Origin of the sequence: Granulicella sp. WH15 (assembly GCF_009914315.1) — a bacterium.
GTDB lineage: Bacteria > Acidobacteriota > Terriglobia > Terriglobales > Acidobacteriaceae > Edaphobacter.
Genome location: NZ_CP042596.1, coordinates 1,566,918 through 1,580,669, shown reverse-complemented (window position 1 = coordinate 1,580,669; position 13,752 = coordinate 1,566,918). Strand labels below are relative to the sequence as shown.

11 protein-coding genes are annotated in these 13,752 nt (G+C 55.2%); 9 read left to right on the top strand and 2 right to left on the bottom strand.

Features of this window, described 5'->3' with window-relative positions; genetic code table 11:
- Positions 1 to 18: 18 nt before the first annotated feature.
- Positions 19 to 531 carry a DUF5700 domain-containing putative Zn-dependent protease gene (locus FTO74_RS19500; protein ID WP_220399097.1) on the bottom strand — a complete coding sequence of 171 codons (513 nt, stop codon included), beginning with the start codon at positions 529 to 531 and terminating at the stop codon, positions 19 to 21.
- On the opposite strand from FTO74_RS19500, the gene FTO74_RS06580 reads away from it, so the two are divergent.
- From FTO74_RS06580 to FTO74_RS06565, 4 genes are all read left to right on the top strand, one after another.
- On the top strand, positions 461 to 976 hold the full coding sequence (locus FTO74_RS06580; protein WP_345934119.1) for a tyrosine-type recombinase/integrase: 516 nt from the start codon (positions 461 to 463) through the stop codon (positions 974 to 976). The two genes, FTO74_RS19500 and FTO74_RS06580, sit on opposite strands and share 71 nt — an antisense overlap.
- On the top strand, positions 973 to 2,808 hold the full coding sequence (locus FTO74_RS06575; RefSeq protein WP_162537428.1) for a tyrosine-type recombinase/integrase: 1,836 nt from the start codon (positions 973 to 975) through the stop codon (positions 2,806 to 2,808). Before FTO74_RS06580 ends, FTO74_RS06575 begins: the two co-directional genes overlap by 4 nt.
- The gene (locus tag FTO74_RS06570; protein ID WP_162537427.1) at positions 2,801 to 3,253 is read left to right on the top strand and encodes a DUF6262 family protein; all 453 of its coding nucleotides are present in this window, start codon (positions 2,801 to 2,803) and stop codon (positions 3,251 to 3,253) included. The genes FTO74_RS06575 and FTO74_RS06570 overlap by 8 nt, the downstream gene beginning before the upstream one ends.
- A 194-nt stretch (positions 3,254 to 3,447) precedes the next feature.
- Positions 3,448 to 3,816, top strand: a complete 369-nt coding sequence (locus FTO74_RS06565) for a hypothetical protein (protein ID WP_162537426.1) — start codon at positions 3,448 to 3,450, stop codon at positions 3,814 to 3,816.
- An 881-nt stretch (positions 3,817 to 4,697) separates the two neighbouring features.
- Here FTO74_RS06565 and FTO74_RS06555 read toward each other — a convergent pair.
- Complete coding sequence (locus FTO74_RS06555; protein ID WP_162537424.1) at positions 4,698 to 5,678, bottom strand: SDR family NAD(P)-dependent oxidoreductase; 981 nt, start codon at positions 5,676 to 5,678, stop codon at positions 4,698 to 4,700.
- A 116-nt stretch (positions 5,679 to 5,794) separates the two neighbouring features.
- Here FTO74_RS06555 and FTO74_RS06550 point away from each other — a divergent pair, with 116 nt between their 5' ends.
- The 5 genes from FTO74_RS06550 (at position 5,795) to FTO74_RS06525 (ending at position 13,592) form a co-directional block, all read left to right on the top strand.
- Positions 5,795 to 6,373, top strand: coding sequence for a TetR/AcrR family transcriptional regulator (locus tag FTO74_RS06550; RefSeq protein ID WP_162537423.1), 579 nt, complete (start codon positions 5,795 to 5,797; stop codon positions 6,371 to 6,373).
- 596 nt (positions 6,374 to 6,969) lie between these two features.
- Positions 6,970 to 7,545: an RNA polymerase sigma factor gene (locus FTO74_RS06540; protein ID WP_162537422.1), complete on the top strand. Its 576-nt coding sequence runs from the start codon at positions 6,970 to 6,972 to the stop codon at positions 7,543 to 7,545.
- Positions 7,538 to 9,289, top strand: a complete 1,752-nt coding sequence (locus tag FTO74_RS06535) for a hypothetical protein (protein WP_162537421.1) — start codon at positions 7,538 to 7,540, stop codon at positions 9,287 to 9,289. The genes FTO74_RS06540 and FTO74_RS06535 overlap by 8 nt, the downstream gene beginning before the upstream one ends.
- A 36-nt stretch (positions 9,290 to 9,325) precedes the next feature.
- Positions 9,326 to 12,658 carry a TonB-dependent receptor gene (locus FTO74_RS06530; protein ID WP_162537420.1) on the top strand — a complete coding sequence of 1,111 codons (3,333 nt, stop codon included), beginning with the start codon at positions 9,326 to 9,328 and terminating at the stop codon, positions 12,656 to 12,658.
- A 103-nt stretch (positions 12,659 to 12,761) separates the two neighbouring features.
- On the top strand, positions 12,762 to 13,592 hold the full coding sequence (locus tag FTO74_RS06525) for a glycerophosphodiester phosphodiesterase family protein (protein ID WP_162537419.1): 831 nt from the start codon (positions 12,762 to 12,764) through the stop codon (positions 13,590 to 13,592).
- Positions 13,593 to 13,752 lie beyond the last annotated feature (160 nt).

Here is a 13,752-nt window from a genome sequence, read left to right as displayed (position 1 = left end):
CGCGGAAAGGGTGGTGTCTCACTTACACCCTCTCGCCAAAAGGTCGGCTGCGTTCACCGTGTTTGGCCCAAGTTTGGGATGGTCTTTATCCATCCCGTATTGGGGTAGCTGCGTGTAGCGCAAGACGAACTTGTAGGGTGGAAGCTTGAGGAATGCCGCGAGGCCATCTGGGCCGTCATCTTCGACGATAGATTTTGCCATCACATAGCCAATGTTGTAGAGCTCGCCGTGACCGTAGAACCCGACATCATAAATGTCGTCGTACGGAACAGCTTCGGTTGCGTTCAATCCCGCCACGGAAAGTTCAAGCAACGTCGCGCTGTTGTTGATGTGCGTTAGCCCATCGTGGAGATCGGCTAGCTGCCTGATTGCGACCTCAGAGTGGGACTGAGGCAGCGCCGATATGTCTTCGACATAAGTAGCCGATCCTTCTTCATATAACTTTGCGAACAGTTGCGCCGTGTTTGTGCAAGCTTGCTGCGAGAGCGGAATGCGTATCGGCCAGGCACTTGGTCTGCGGCACGCTGACATACGCTCGTTCGATAAAGAGATAGAGATCGTTCCGCACTCCAATCTAAACGGGGCGCGCACGAAGTCACGCAGTGCCTATGTGGTGCACGTCTCCAAGGAAGCGATGGCACTGTATGCAGACTACCTGGTGCATGAGTACAGAGAGGCCGCACATGACTATGTCTTCGTGAGCTGGTGGGGCGGCCGGATCGGCGCTCCGATGAGCTATGCGACAGTGATCGACCTGTTCCGCTCTCTTGGAACAAGAACTGGCCTGAAGGTGACTCCGCACATGCTCCGACACACTCACGCGACTGAGTTGTTGCGATCTGGTTGGGATGCCGCTTACGTGCAAAAGCGGTTGGGCCATGCTCATATCCAAACCACGACGAGCATCTATGCGCATCTGTCTGGAGAAGACATGGGAGAGGCGTATGCGCGCTATCTACGGGAGCGTGCGCGATGAGCCGTCGAACTGCGCACTGGAATCCCGCCAAACAGCGCCGCCTCCTCGCCGAGTCGCAAGGCTTCTGGAACGATAATCTCTGGGACATGCACAGCAGCCCCGTGGAGGGGCTATCGCCTAAGGCCAGTCAACGCCGGCTGCGCTTCGGATGCAAGTCGTCAACGATCAATGGCGAGTTGAAGTATGTGTTCTGGAAGAAGTTCGTTGAAGGCCAATGGAGAAGCACGCAGGAACTGACCAGAGTCCATCTGATGGTGAAGTGGCTCAACAGTCTGAATCGGCTTCCGGGGTCGTTTATGGAGCATGACCTGGAATGGTGGAGACGATCTTATACAAGCTATCTGAAGAAGCGTGGAATGTATCGGATGGGAACGACGCGCCGCATGGATGGCGATCAACAACCCCGTGTAACGCCACGCGACAGCGCCTATATCAGCACGTTGCGCCAAGCCTATTTAATGCTGAGTGATGCTTACGATGAACGTCCCGAGCAGGAGAAGGATATCTGGGATCTTCGCCGGCTATCGATGCTGCACAATCCCACTCTATCTCCTGGACCGCTGAACTTCCTGCTGATCCAACAGTCGTGGCTGCGTGCGGCAGCTAAATCCTTCTTGTCCTACTGTCTTCCGATCTACGCCGAGGGAACGTGCCGAACTCGGTTGAAGGCAATAGTCTGCTTCTCTGAGTTCCTCGCAGCGGAGAAACCACGCGCCACCGTTCGTTCAATCACGCGCCCGCTGCTGTTGCGCTACATGGCTTACCTTCCGGGTCGCGTATGCACAGGGACGAGGAAGAATCACATCATCAATCTTCGAACGTTCCTCGAACTGGCCCATCGTGAACGATGGTTGGCGGCTGGACCTGAGCGACTAATCCATGATGAAGAGGTTCCGCAGCCCGAAAAGCGTCAGCCTCGATATATCCCTTCCACGGTGCTGGACCAGTTGAACCAGCATCTTCACGAGTTAAAGCCATCATGGATGCGGATGGTACTGATCCTGCAGGAGTGCGGGATGAGAATCAACGAGCTGCTACAACTCCCTATTGACTGTCTGTCGCAGGATGCGCGCGGTGTCTTCTATATCCGCTACCTCCAAGGCAAGGTACGGCGTGAAAATACAATCCCCGTCTCCCAAGAGATCGCGCGTGTCGTGCAGGAGCAACAGGACGCTGTACGCGACCAAGGAAGAGTGGCGACGTTGTTGTTCCCGAACGATCGTGGTCGTCCCGCTCGCCAGGCCAGCTTCTCGCAGGCGATCAATCAACTGGCTTACGTCCACCAGATCAAAGATGCGACGGGAAAGCTGTTCCGCTTCCAGTCGCATCAGTTCCGTCACACGGTGGGAACGCGGATGATCAATCTCGGTGTGCCGCACCACATCATCCAACGCTATCTGGGGCATAAAGGCCCGGAGATGACCAGCCGCTATGCCCACATCCACGACAGCACGATGCGCGAGAAGCTGTCGGAGTATCTTGCAGGAACACTGGTCGATGTCACTGGCAAGAAGGTGGTGGAGAACACGGCGAACGATACAGCGGAGCTGCAGTGGTTCACTCGAAACGTGCTCGCGCAGGCGTTGACCAACGGCTACTGTGCGATCCCGACAGTCGCCGGTCCATGTCCTCATCCGAATGCCTGTCTTAACTGCGCCCACTTCCGAACGGATATTACCTTCCTCGACGTTCATCGATCAGAGCTGCATGAGACCGAGCGAGTAATCGCCAAAGCGGACGCGAATGGCTGGATGCGACAAAGCGAAATGAACCAGCGAAAGCGGGAGAACCTGGTGAAGATCATCACGTCACTGGAGGTGGCACATGCTTAAGAACACAATCGGCCTCCAGCAAAGCGCGCAGCACAGAAGCCAAGCTGCAATGGAAAAGGCACAATCGGCCATCCGTCATATGCAGGCAGAAGAAGTACCGATCAACTTCCGCACAGTCGCCGCGCGGGCCGGGGTCTCCACGGCATGGCTCTATAAAACAAGGACGCTGCGTGACCGCATCATGAGGCTGCGCAGCGTTCCCAAGACACCAGTCGAAAACGCATCCAAGGATCGCCGCTCCCTCTCTCAAGACCGCGTGATCGCCACGCTGCGACTCCGCATCAAGCAACTCGAAGCAAAGAATGACGAGCTGAACAAACGACTAGAGCTTGCCTACGGCGAACTCGCAGTGCGTCCCTCAAACACAAACTCTGCACGTCGTGGACATATTCACGACGTGCAGGGCCCCAACAAAAGGAAGAAATCGCTTGACGACTATAGATAATTCGATTAACTGCCACTCCAACGCAGCGGTGTCGTCCAGTTCGACATTCGTCATCGGTACAAACGGCGATGGTTCTTCGGGCATGGTGTCCAAAGACACCTACCGTCACCTAATCAAGATGTTACATATCGAGTCTTAATATTTCCTGCGATGACGCTATGTATATTGAGGAGCACACAAACAAAGGAGCTCCATTGAAGCGCATTCTGCCCCTGCTCATCTTTTCGACGACGACCCTTCTCGCACAACCCGCTGTGCCCGGCACCTGGACGATCTCCGGAGACGTTCAGGGATATCCAATCAATGAGACCTGCACCTTCACGCAGATCGGTGATAAAGTCACCGGCTCCTGCGTGGACTCCGACAGCAAGAAGAGAGACACTACCGTCACCATCGACGGCCAGAAGATCATCTTCGTTCACGATGGCGAATACGAAAGCAAGCCTCTGACCCTGACTTACACCGGGACCTGGAATGATAAGGGCGAACTTAGTGGTGATATCGACGTAAAGCCTCTCGGCTACTCTGGTACGTTTACGGCGAAGCAAACAGATGCAAAGTAACTCGATGTCCCGATGTCCCGATGTCCCGATGTCCGCGAGGTCGTCTGATCGGCATCGCGATTCGCCTGTTTGCAATGGTCGCGACTCAGCAGCACCGGGAACGTATGAATCGCCCGATCAACGAGCGGTTGCGCGCCCTGATCGCAGCCTACAAGACGTTAGGAGGGTCTTTCACCAGCGACTTGACCGCCGATTCCACCCCATCATTGGCACTCCGCGGCGTTGACGGGCGTTTCGACGCGGCCATTGGACCTGAGTACAGGTCCTGATGCAGGGTTTCCTGGATGACCTGGTTGGTTACGTGAGAATCGTAGAAGTTGCTGGTATCAATGTGGTTGAGGCCCGAGGCGATGGCCTCGAGGAGTACCGCGATAGCCTCAGGGCGGTCACGTGGCGGGCCGAAAACGTGGGGGCTGGCGGGCACCGTAGCCAACGCGGTGGACGGTGAGCGTAGTGCCGGGAAAATTGAAAGTGCTGCCGAGTTATTTCGTCATCTGTATTCCTTATTTCTTCGAGTGGCTCGCTGTGATGTCCTGGTATGCGTTTAGACGAAGAAAACTTCAGGTCAGGAGTTCTCCTTTGGCGCAACGGGACGGTAAACGCGCATCTCGCCAGCAATGCGCGCTTTGGTCCGCCCCTGCCGTAGTGAGCGCGTTGGAAATGACGAGGAGTGGAAAGCGTTGAAAACCAAAATACTGGCTTTCCCCCTTCCCATTCCTATTGGAAATCTTTTCGGGTTTCCCATATTCCCAACGTTAAGGTGGCGGGAGATATCCGTCTCTTAGACCGGGCCTAGCCTGCCTTTGACCAACACGAAAGCCACCCTCCACGGTACAAAACGTAAATCATCTTCCCGGCGCTCTCATCGTCTCGCTCGCTGTTTACGCGAAAGTTTCACCAACCAATTCTTCGCTCTTCGTCCAAAGAGCCTTGGCGTTCTCCGGATCGAGAGCGTAGCCGCGCACTCCTTCATCAAGCAGGCCAAGCGCAGCATCATCTGCGACGACATCACTCACATGGCAGTTCTCGCAAAACCGTCCTCCGGCCTCTTCGGCGGTCGCAATAATAGCTGCCCATACTGAAGTAGCTGCTCCCTGAGGAATTGTTTTGAATTCCAACGGTCCTTTACCCGCAGCTGCGGCCTGTTCATTAATCTGTTTAACCATCAGTTCCAAGTGTGCCGGGTCCATGTGGCGGGCAAGCTCTGTCTGTATACCTCCCGGGTGTACAGCCGTCGCGCGGACCCCGCGCTCTCGATGGCGCTGATCGAACTCGACGGCGAAGAGAATGTTCGCGGTCTTCGAGCGTCCGTAAGCCACGAAGGGTTCGTAGGGCGTTGTCTCAAAGTTGGGATCGTTCAGATCCACATTGCTGAAACGGTGCCCCGAAGAAGAGAGATTGACCAGGCGTCCTCCATCCTTGATTAGCTTCGCGATGCGGTTGACGAAGACGAAGTGGCCCAGGTGATTGGTCCCGAATTGCGTCTCGAATCCGTCCTCCGTCTTGCCGAACGGCGTCGCCATGACACCGGCGTTCGCAATAATCACATCGAACAGGCGGCCATCAGCAACGAGCTTGTCCGCAGCGGCGCGCACGTTCGTAAGGCTGGCAAGGTCGAGTTCGAGCAACTCGAAACTCGTGCCCTTGTCCGCAGCGGTTTTACTGACTTCCGATGTCGCCCGCTGTGCTTTCTCAAGATCACGCGCTGCACCCACAACATCTGCGCCATGTGCCACCAACGCACGCGCCGTCTCTACGCCGATACCTGCAGAGACTCCCGTCACTAGAATCCTCTTGCCCTTCAGATCGACACCTGCAAGGACCTCATCCGTTGTAGACTTTGCTCCAAATTTCGCTGCCATACTATGCTCTCCGATCACAAATCTTTGACATCGGCCTCGGCCTGGAATAAAACGGAATCAATCTCCGTTATGCAAAATAGATTACCGGAGAGTTTCTCCGGATTCAGAAAAGCTCGATGAAAACTTCAATCTCACAGAAAAGCCCTCGCAAACCGCGGGCCGACGCGCAGCGCAACCGTGAACGGATTCTCAGAGTTGCAAAGCAGGTCTTCACGCGCCGCGGTGCAGAGGCCAGCATGGACGAGATTGCGAAGCTCACCAAGATCGGGCCGGGAACGCTCTATCGTCACTTCCCTACGCGCGATGAACTGCTGGCGGCTGTCTATATCAGCGAAGTCGAGAAGCTGGCTGAAGCACAGAGAAAGTTCTCCGCCGAGTTGACTCCGATCGAGGCGCTGCGGGCTTGGATACTGGTCTTCATCGACTACATTGACGCAAAAAGGATCATTGCCCCTGCATTAAGCGCGATGGCTTGCGGCCCGGCGCATGTATATCAGCAGACCACCCGTGTCATGGAGGAAGCTGCCAGTGCTCTTGCGAGCCGAGCCGTCGCTAGTGGAGATCTTCGACCAGATGTCGACCCGATGGACATGCTGCGTGCCATCTATGGCATCTCCAGCGCGGGCAGCACAGACGATTGGCCCGTGAAGGCGCGACGTTTCGTGGACATTCTCATTCAGGGCTCCCGACCTTAACGACCTGACTGCTAGATGGCCCTACGCGGGAGAGGTACGGGGCTAGAGTGCTCGAGGTGTTCCCGGCGGCCCTGGCAAATCAGTGAACGTAAGTCGAATGCCACTGCAGTTCCGAGTCCGGTGAGCGCGTTGGCAATGTGTTACTGATCGGGACTCCGACTCGATGCCAACATCCGAATCGCTGATAATTCAAGAGTTGATCCGAGCAGTCTGATGCGGACAACATTACTGTGTATTTCTATCTCAACGATCATTTTCTATGATCGATCTCGAATATCTTCGAGCATTTCTCGCAATCTATCGAAGCGGGTCTGTAACCAAAGCTGCGGAGTATGTTCACCTCTCACAACCCGCCGTCTCCGGGCAGCTTAAGTCTCTCGAACAACGGATCGGGCGCACACTGTTTACCCGGACTCCGCGGGATTGTTCCAACCGCAGCCGCACACGACCTGGCACGGTCGATCGCACCCCAGTTCTGGTTCCATCGCCTCTATGAAAGTTCGATGACAGACCCGAACTTTCATACCCTTCATTTGTCTCTCCAGTAACAGCACAATTGAGCTTGGCAATTTGAGTAAGGAAGAATCTGTCCCGGTATGGAGAACGAAAACAGTGCGTTGTTGCGGTCTCACCTGAGCCTCTTCGCTACAGAAGAGCGCAAGGGAGCGGCCCATCGCGCCCGCGTGGTCGAGCTGTTTCGTGAACTGCGGCTACCACTTTATGGCTACCTTGTCTGCATTGGCCTTACGCCGCCTGAGTCGGAGGATGTAATCCAGGAGAGTTTTTTGCTGTTGCACCAGCAGTTCGACCAGGGCACAAAGATCGCTGACTTCCGCTCCTGGCTGTTTCGAGTGGCGCATAACCTGGCGGTCAACCTGCAGCGGTCGTCGCGGCGCTTCCTACAGAATGAGGAGGAAGAGACGGTCGAGAGAATACAGGAGGAGCCAGGTAAGGGGCCGACGCCAGAAGATTCCTACCTCCAAAAAGAGCTGGACCAGAAACTAGATCATTGCATGATGCAGCTTACCGACCAACAGAGGCAATGTTTGCAGCTGCGTGTTGAAGGATTGAAGTATCGCGAGATTGCTGCAGTGATGGGGATCAGCGTCTCCAGCGTCTCAGAGCTGATGCAGCGCGCCATCGTTCGCTTAACGGGGGCGCTCCATGAATAAGTTTACGAGCTGGCTCCTATGGAGTGTGGACAAGCACCCGAACGACGAACAGATGGTTGCGTTTATTAATGGCGAACTTACTCTTCGCAAGCATGCGACGGTCGCTCACCATCTGGAGGGCTGCTGGAAGTGCCTTGCACGGAAGAAACAGATGGAAGAGACGGTCTTTGCCTTGGTGGAGCGGCGCGAACGACGGCAGCTTCCACACCTGCCTCCTTCTGACGGTGCGGAAGGACGCCTGGTTGCATTGCTGAACGAGCAGAGCATTCGAAAAGAACAATCCTCACGAAACCATTTTTTACATGGCCTTCGGTTATTCCTGCCCTCCTCTATGAATCCGGTTTTAGCAAGCATTTTGGTTGTTACCCTGGCGTCGGTCACGCTGTTCTTCATCTGGCAGCAGGCGGCAACATCGCTGAGCGCCTCCGATCTGTTGGGGAAGGCGATGGCGAATGAGCATGCATCCGCCGAACGCGCGCAGCCTGGAGTGGTTTATCAGAAGCTGTCCATCCGGCGCGGCACACATACTATCGAACGCACGGTTTATCGCGACTTGCAACGAAAGCGCATGGCCAAAGTGCAGCATCTGGATGAAACTGCTACGGCGATGAAGCACGCGCTGGAGGCTGGTGGCGTGAGTTGGGATGAGCCACTTTCGGCCATTGACTACAACCGTTGGAGAGATAATCAGCGCTCTGCGACGGACCATGTGAAGCAGGCCGGAGATGGACTGGTAAGCGTAATCACCAGCCTGCAGGATGGGCCGATCCTGCAGGAGTCGCTGACGATGCGAACCTCCGATTTTCATCCGGTGCGGCGCACGATTGAGACTCGCAGCCAAGACACGCTGGAGATTGCCGAGCTGAGTTACACCGAGCTGAAGTGGGGAGAGGCAAATGAAGCATTGTGGAAGCCGCTCTCTCCGATGCTGCATGGAGAAAGTCAGCCCGAGTTGAGCCTACCGACAAGAGGTTTGCTGAGCAGCGACCAGCTCGATGTCGCCGAGTTGGAAGCAAGGCTTGTTCTGAATAAGCTGAACGCCGATGCCAGCGAACAGATTGAGATCAAGCGATCGAGGAACGCGGTGCATGTGGAAGGCATCGTGGATACCACGGAACGGCAGCGCGCTCTGAGCGCCGGGCTGCGACAGGTAGCGCATGTCGTTCCCTCAATTCTGAGTCTGGAACAACTCAACGCGCGCCACAATGAGGAGTCCGGTGCGGCCGCGATTCGTGAGAGCGCCGTAGCGGCGCAGTCCGGGCCGCTTGAAGAGTTTTTTCGCGAAAGATCCAGAAGCGCAGAGGAGATGGGCAGGGTTTCCAACCAGCTACTCAGCCTATCTCTTGAGATTCAGCGAGAGGGTAATGCTCTTGCGGAGCTCAACCGGCGCTTTCATGGGGATGATGAGCTGGATCCGTCGGGGCGCTCCGCTCTGGCCCAGTTACTTACCAACCACTCCTCGATGCTTCGAACCGCTCTGCGTTCGGAGATGGAGATACTTCATTCGATCTCGCTCATACCCGAGCAGAGTACCGAAGATGGGCAAACCATAACATCCACAGCCATCGGTCTGATGGACCAAAGTAAGCGCAATGTGGCTTTGTGCAGAGAGCTTATCTCTTCGAGCAACTCCTCTCCTCGCACAGCGCAATCGATAGCCTCTGAAATGGCTAAGACCCTTCACTTACTGAGTAGGAATACGGTCTTACTCGCTGCGGAATCAAACTCCACTCACTACAAATAACCTTTCCCAGAATCATTAACTCCACGGAGACAAGCAATGCTTAAGAAAGTAGTGCGCATCATAGCGGCTGTAGTCCTGCTGGTTAGTGGGTTTTCGGCGGCTGCACAGACGACGGCGCAGTTTTCCGGACGAGTAAGCGATCCGCAAGGAGCGATCGTCCGAAACGCGGAGGTCCGTGTTGTGAACCAGGCGACCGGCGTGGAACGCAGGATGACGACCAACAATGACGGCTTGTATACCGTACCTTTCCTGAACCCCGGAATGTACCAGATCTTTGTACAGGCCGCTGGATTTTCAACGACCTCAAGCGAACCGATCACGATCAATGTGGGCCAGTCGCTGAGCTTCGATGTTCAACTGCGCCTGATGAGCTCGCAGCAGCAGGTGGAGGTCGCGGCCAGTGTGCCTATCATTGATCAGACAAGTTCATCCCTGGGCACGATTGAGACGACACAGCGTATCGTCGATCTTCCTTTGAATGGCCGTAACTTCCTGCAACTGGCATATTTGGGCGCCGGAGCAAACCAGGGCGCGCAGAACAATGGTCCACTGCGCGGCACGACCGACAACAACAGACCGGGAATCCAGGTAGCGGTCAACGGTCTTACCAGCTTCGATAACAACTTCCTTTTGGACGGTGTCGACAACAACGAATTCGGACAGGGCACTCTGGTCATTCAGCCTGCACCGGACGCTATCCAGGAGTTTCGCGTGGAGGAGAACTCTATGCGGGCGGAGTTCGGGCGGGGAGGCGCCGCGGTGAATGTGCTGCTCAAGTCGGGCACGAACAAATTTCATGGTGGGGTCTATGAGTTTATCCGTAACGATAAGCTGGATGCGCGGAACTACTTCGATCCGCAGCGACCACCGTTCCAGAGAAACCAGTTCGGAGCCTTGCTGGGCGGGCCGATTCTTCATAACCGCACCTTCTTCTTTGCAGACTATGAGGGAGAACGAATCCGTCAGGGTGTTTCGTATGTGAGCTCGGTCCCTACGGTCCGTATGCACGCGGGAGATTTTAGCGAGCTGAAAGCGAATCTCTATGATCCGCAGACGACCAATGCTGTGAGCTCGCAACGCGCGTTGTTGAATCCAAACAATCCGTTTGTGATTCCATTGAACCGTATCGACAGCGTTGGACAGGCCGTCCTGAATGTTCTGCCGTTACCGAACCTTCCCGGCACGGTGAATAACTATGTGTACACGCCGAAGCAAGTTACGAATGGAGACCAGTTCGATGCTCGCATCGACCACAACATCCGCGAGACGGATCAGCTTTTTGGACATGCGGCTTTGCAGGATGTCCGCTTTCTGAAGCCTGCACCGCTAGGGGAGGCCGGAGGCTGCTGCCAGGGGTTCGGAAGTAACATTGATGGCCGTGAACAGAGCTACGCCATCGGCGAATACCATGCCTTCAGCAAGAACATTACGAACGATGCGCACTTTGCCTTTCTGCGCTGGCAGATCAATACGCAGCATCTGGATGCGGGGCAGGATCGCTCGCAGCAGCTGGGGATTCCCAATGCAAACCGTGGAGGGAACCCTTATTCCACAGGACTTTCGCTGTTCACACTCTCCGGCTATACCTCGTTTGGCGATTCGAGTTATGTTCCTGAGATTGCCACCGACGACACGTACCAGATCGCCGATATTGTGACTTGGTTGAAGGGGCGTCACGCCTTCAAGTTCGGTGGCGACTTCCGCTATCTCTCCAGAAACTTTTTCCAGGCGGAAGCTCCCTTTGGAACCTTCTCCTTCTCCGGCCAGTACACGCAGAATATCGCCACTGGAGATGGCGGCAGCGCGATTGCGGACTTGTTGCTGGGTATTCCTGTGAGCAAGTTGCAGGACAACCTGGCCAGCATGGACAAGACCAACATGAGGGAGTTTGATACCTTCTTTCAGGATGACTGGAAGATCGCTCCCGGACTTACTCTCAACCTTGGCTTTCGTTATGACCTTTACTCACCTGTAGGTGGCAGGGTAGGTAACTTCAACCTACAGACGGGAGTTGTCGATAATAACTTCGGACCGAATGCTATCCCCAATGCCGGTGTAGCGTATGACAAGACCGACTTTGGACCGCGTATTGGATTTGCTTATTCGCCGCAGCGTCATGGAAACATGGTGATACATGGGGCGTTCGGCATCTTCTACTCTCCTGAGGGCAACATCTTCAACGACCTTGGCGAGAACCCTCCTTTGCTGGAGCTTTACTCGGCGGCTTATAGCCCGGCGCAGATTCCAGAAACGGCACAGCTACTGCGGTCAGGATTTCCTGCGACGCTTCCGGCGATCGATCCTCTCCATCCGACCGGGCAGGTGAAGACGAGCGGGCCGCAGCGACTTCTTCCGCGCATCACGGAGTGGAATCTGGGTCTTGAGAAAGAACTGCCAGGAAGCTGGGTAATGAGTCTTGCATATGTGGGCACGCAGGGGCAGCGCTTGTGGGATAACGAGGCGAGCGATCTGAACCAAGCTCCTGTACCGCTCGACTCAAACTTCGGTCCTGCTCCTAACTACGGACGGCCTTATTTCAAGGTAGATCCTGATCTAAGCGATATTCTTACGATCGACTATCCGCGATTCAATCTACACTTCAATGCGCTCGAAGCCAAGCTACAGAAGAAGGTTTCCAATAGTTTGACCATGCTTGCTTCCTATACATGGAGCAAGGACATTGGAACAAGTCACGGAACAGCGGGCACTTCGGTGCAGAACTCCTATAACACCAATGGCGAGCGGGGTTATGTGGAACCCGATTTCCGTCATCGCTTCACCATCAGCTATACCTACAAGCTTCCGTTCGGTAAAGGACGCCAGTTCGGCGGCAACATGGGACGGGGTGCCGATCTGGCCCTCGGCGGATGGGAATTGAGCGGAATTACTGTGGCACGCACGGGCGAGCACGCGAAAGAAGGCACCTCTCACGATTACACGAACACGGGAAGCTTTGGTCCACGGCCCGATCAATTGGGTAACCCTGCGGACTTCTCCATCGATCCGACGGATCAAGCACGGCTCGGATGCACACCGGGCAAGAGGACGCTGGCCTGCTGGTACAACCCGGCTGCGTTTGCGATTCCCGCACTCGCCCCTGGGCAGACCTTTGCCCATAACTTCGGCAATAGCTATGCGGGTTCGATCGTCGGTCCTTCGCAACTCAACTTCGATCTTGGGTTAATGAAGAGCTTCCGCATTGTTGAGGAGCAGCAATTGACGTTCCGGGCTGAGATGTTCAACGTGGCTAATCATGCGCAGTTTCAGATACCTAACACTGTGCCGGATGTTCCGGGTGGAGCTTCGATCTCGTCGACCCTGCCTGATAACCAGCGCGAAGTGCAGTTCAGCTTGAAGTACATGTTCTAGTGCAGGCCGGGAAGCCTTCGACATGCGTTATACGGCGTTGTCGAAGGCCACCCCGGTACTTACCAGCCAACGAAACAGCTAATAATTTCGATTGGAGTCGATTATGCTTTTTGTATTTTCTAAGTCTTCTCTGAGAAAGATTCCTGTGGGCCTGATGTTTGCCGCGCTGATTGTTACGGCTCCGTGCTTTGGGCAGGCAACGGCAACAAATGGCGCTCCCCGAACGATTATGACAAGCGCCCATCGCGGCGAACACACGCACCATCCGGAAAACTCAATTCCCGCTATCCAGGGGGCAATTGATGCGGGTACGGACTATGTCGAAATTGATGTACGTACTACATCGGATGGCCAGCTTGTGCTGATGCACGATCCTTCGGTCAATCGCATGACTAATGGTAAGGGACTGGTAAAAGACATGACCCTTGCTGAGATCAAGAAGCTCGATCTGGGCGCGCGCTTTCCCGGGCAGTTTCCTGGTTTGCAGGTGCCTACCTTCGACGAAGTGTTGGCGTTCTGCAAGGGTAAAATTGGCATCTACGTCGATACGAAGGATGCCACGCCGGTGGACCTGGTCGCAGCGATTAATCGGCACGATATGGGAAAGCATGTGATGTTCTGGTCGGAACATCCTGATTTTCTGAAGCAGATCGCTACATTGCAACCTAGCTGGGTGCTTATGCCGGAGGCGTTCAATCCGCAAAATGTGCACAAGCTAATCGACATGCTTCATCCACAGTTGCTGGGCGCTGATGAGCGCGACTTCAATACTGCGACTATTGCAGCCGCAAAAGAGGTCAATGTAGGAATTTTTGTCGATCGCCAGACGGAGAAGGAGTGGCAGGACGCGATCGACAACGGGGCTGTCGGGATTCAGACCAACTTCCCTGAGGAACTCACAGCGTACTTGCGTGCCCATGGATACCATCAATAGGCAAAGATGCGGCTCTTGTGTGGAACAAACAACATACGTGCAGGTACAACTCATCTGTCACGTACCCTGGTGCCGCGCTCGTCGATCTAGCGCCCGTCGACGAGCGCGGTACCGGCACATTTACAGTCTGTCGCCAGCCATTCAGCGACGACGAAATGGT

Excerpts from the sequence above, each read along its gene's own strand:
- FTO74_RS06525 (WP_162537419.1), top strand. The coding sequence starts at position 12,762 with ATGCTTTTTGTATTTTCTAAGTCTTCTCTGAGAAAGATTCCTGTGGGC.
- FTO74_RS06550 (WP_162537423.1), top strand. The coding sequence starts at position 5,795 with ATGAAAACTTCAATCTCACAGAAAAGCCCTCGCAAACCGCGGGCCGAC.
- FTO74_RS19500 (WP_220399097.1), bottom strand. The coding sequence starts at position 531 with ATGTCAGCGTGCCGCAGACCAAGTGCCTGGCCGATACGCATTCCGCTC.
- FTO74_RS06575 (WP_162537428.1), top strand. The coding sequence starts at position 973 with ATGAGCCGTCGAACTGCGCACTGGAATCCCGCCAAACAGCGCCGCCTC.
- FTO74_RS06570 (WP_162537427.1), top strand. The coding sequence starts at position 2,801 with ATGCTTAAGAACACAATCGGCCTCCAGCAAAGCGCGCAGCACAGAAGC.
- FTO74_RS06530 (WP_162537420.1), top strand. The coding sequence starts at position 9,326 with ATGCTTAAGAAAGTAGTGCGCATCATAGCGGCTGTAGTCCTGCTGGTT.
- FTO74_RS06555 (WP_162537424.1), bottom strand. The coding sequence starts at position 5,678 with ATGGCAGCGAAATTTGGAGCAAAGTCTACAACGGATGAGGTCCTTGCA.
- FTO74_RS06540 (WP_162537422.1), top strand. The coding sequence starts at position 6,970 with ATGGAGAACGAAAACAGTGCGTTGTTGCGGTCTCACCTGAGCCTCTTC.
- FTO74_RS06535 (WP_162537421.1), top strand. The coding sequence starts at position 7,538 with ATGAATAAGTTTACGAGCTGGCTCCTATGGAGTGTGGACAAGCACCCG.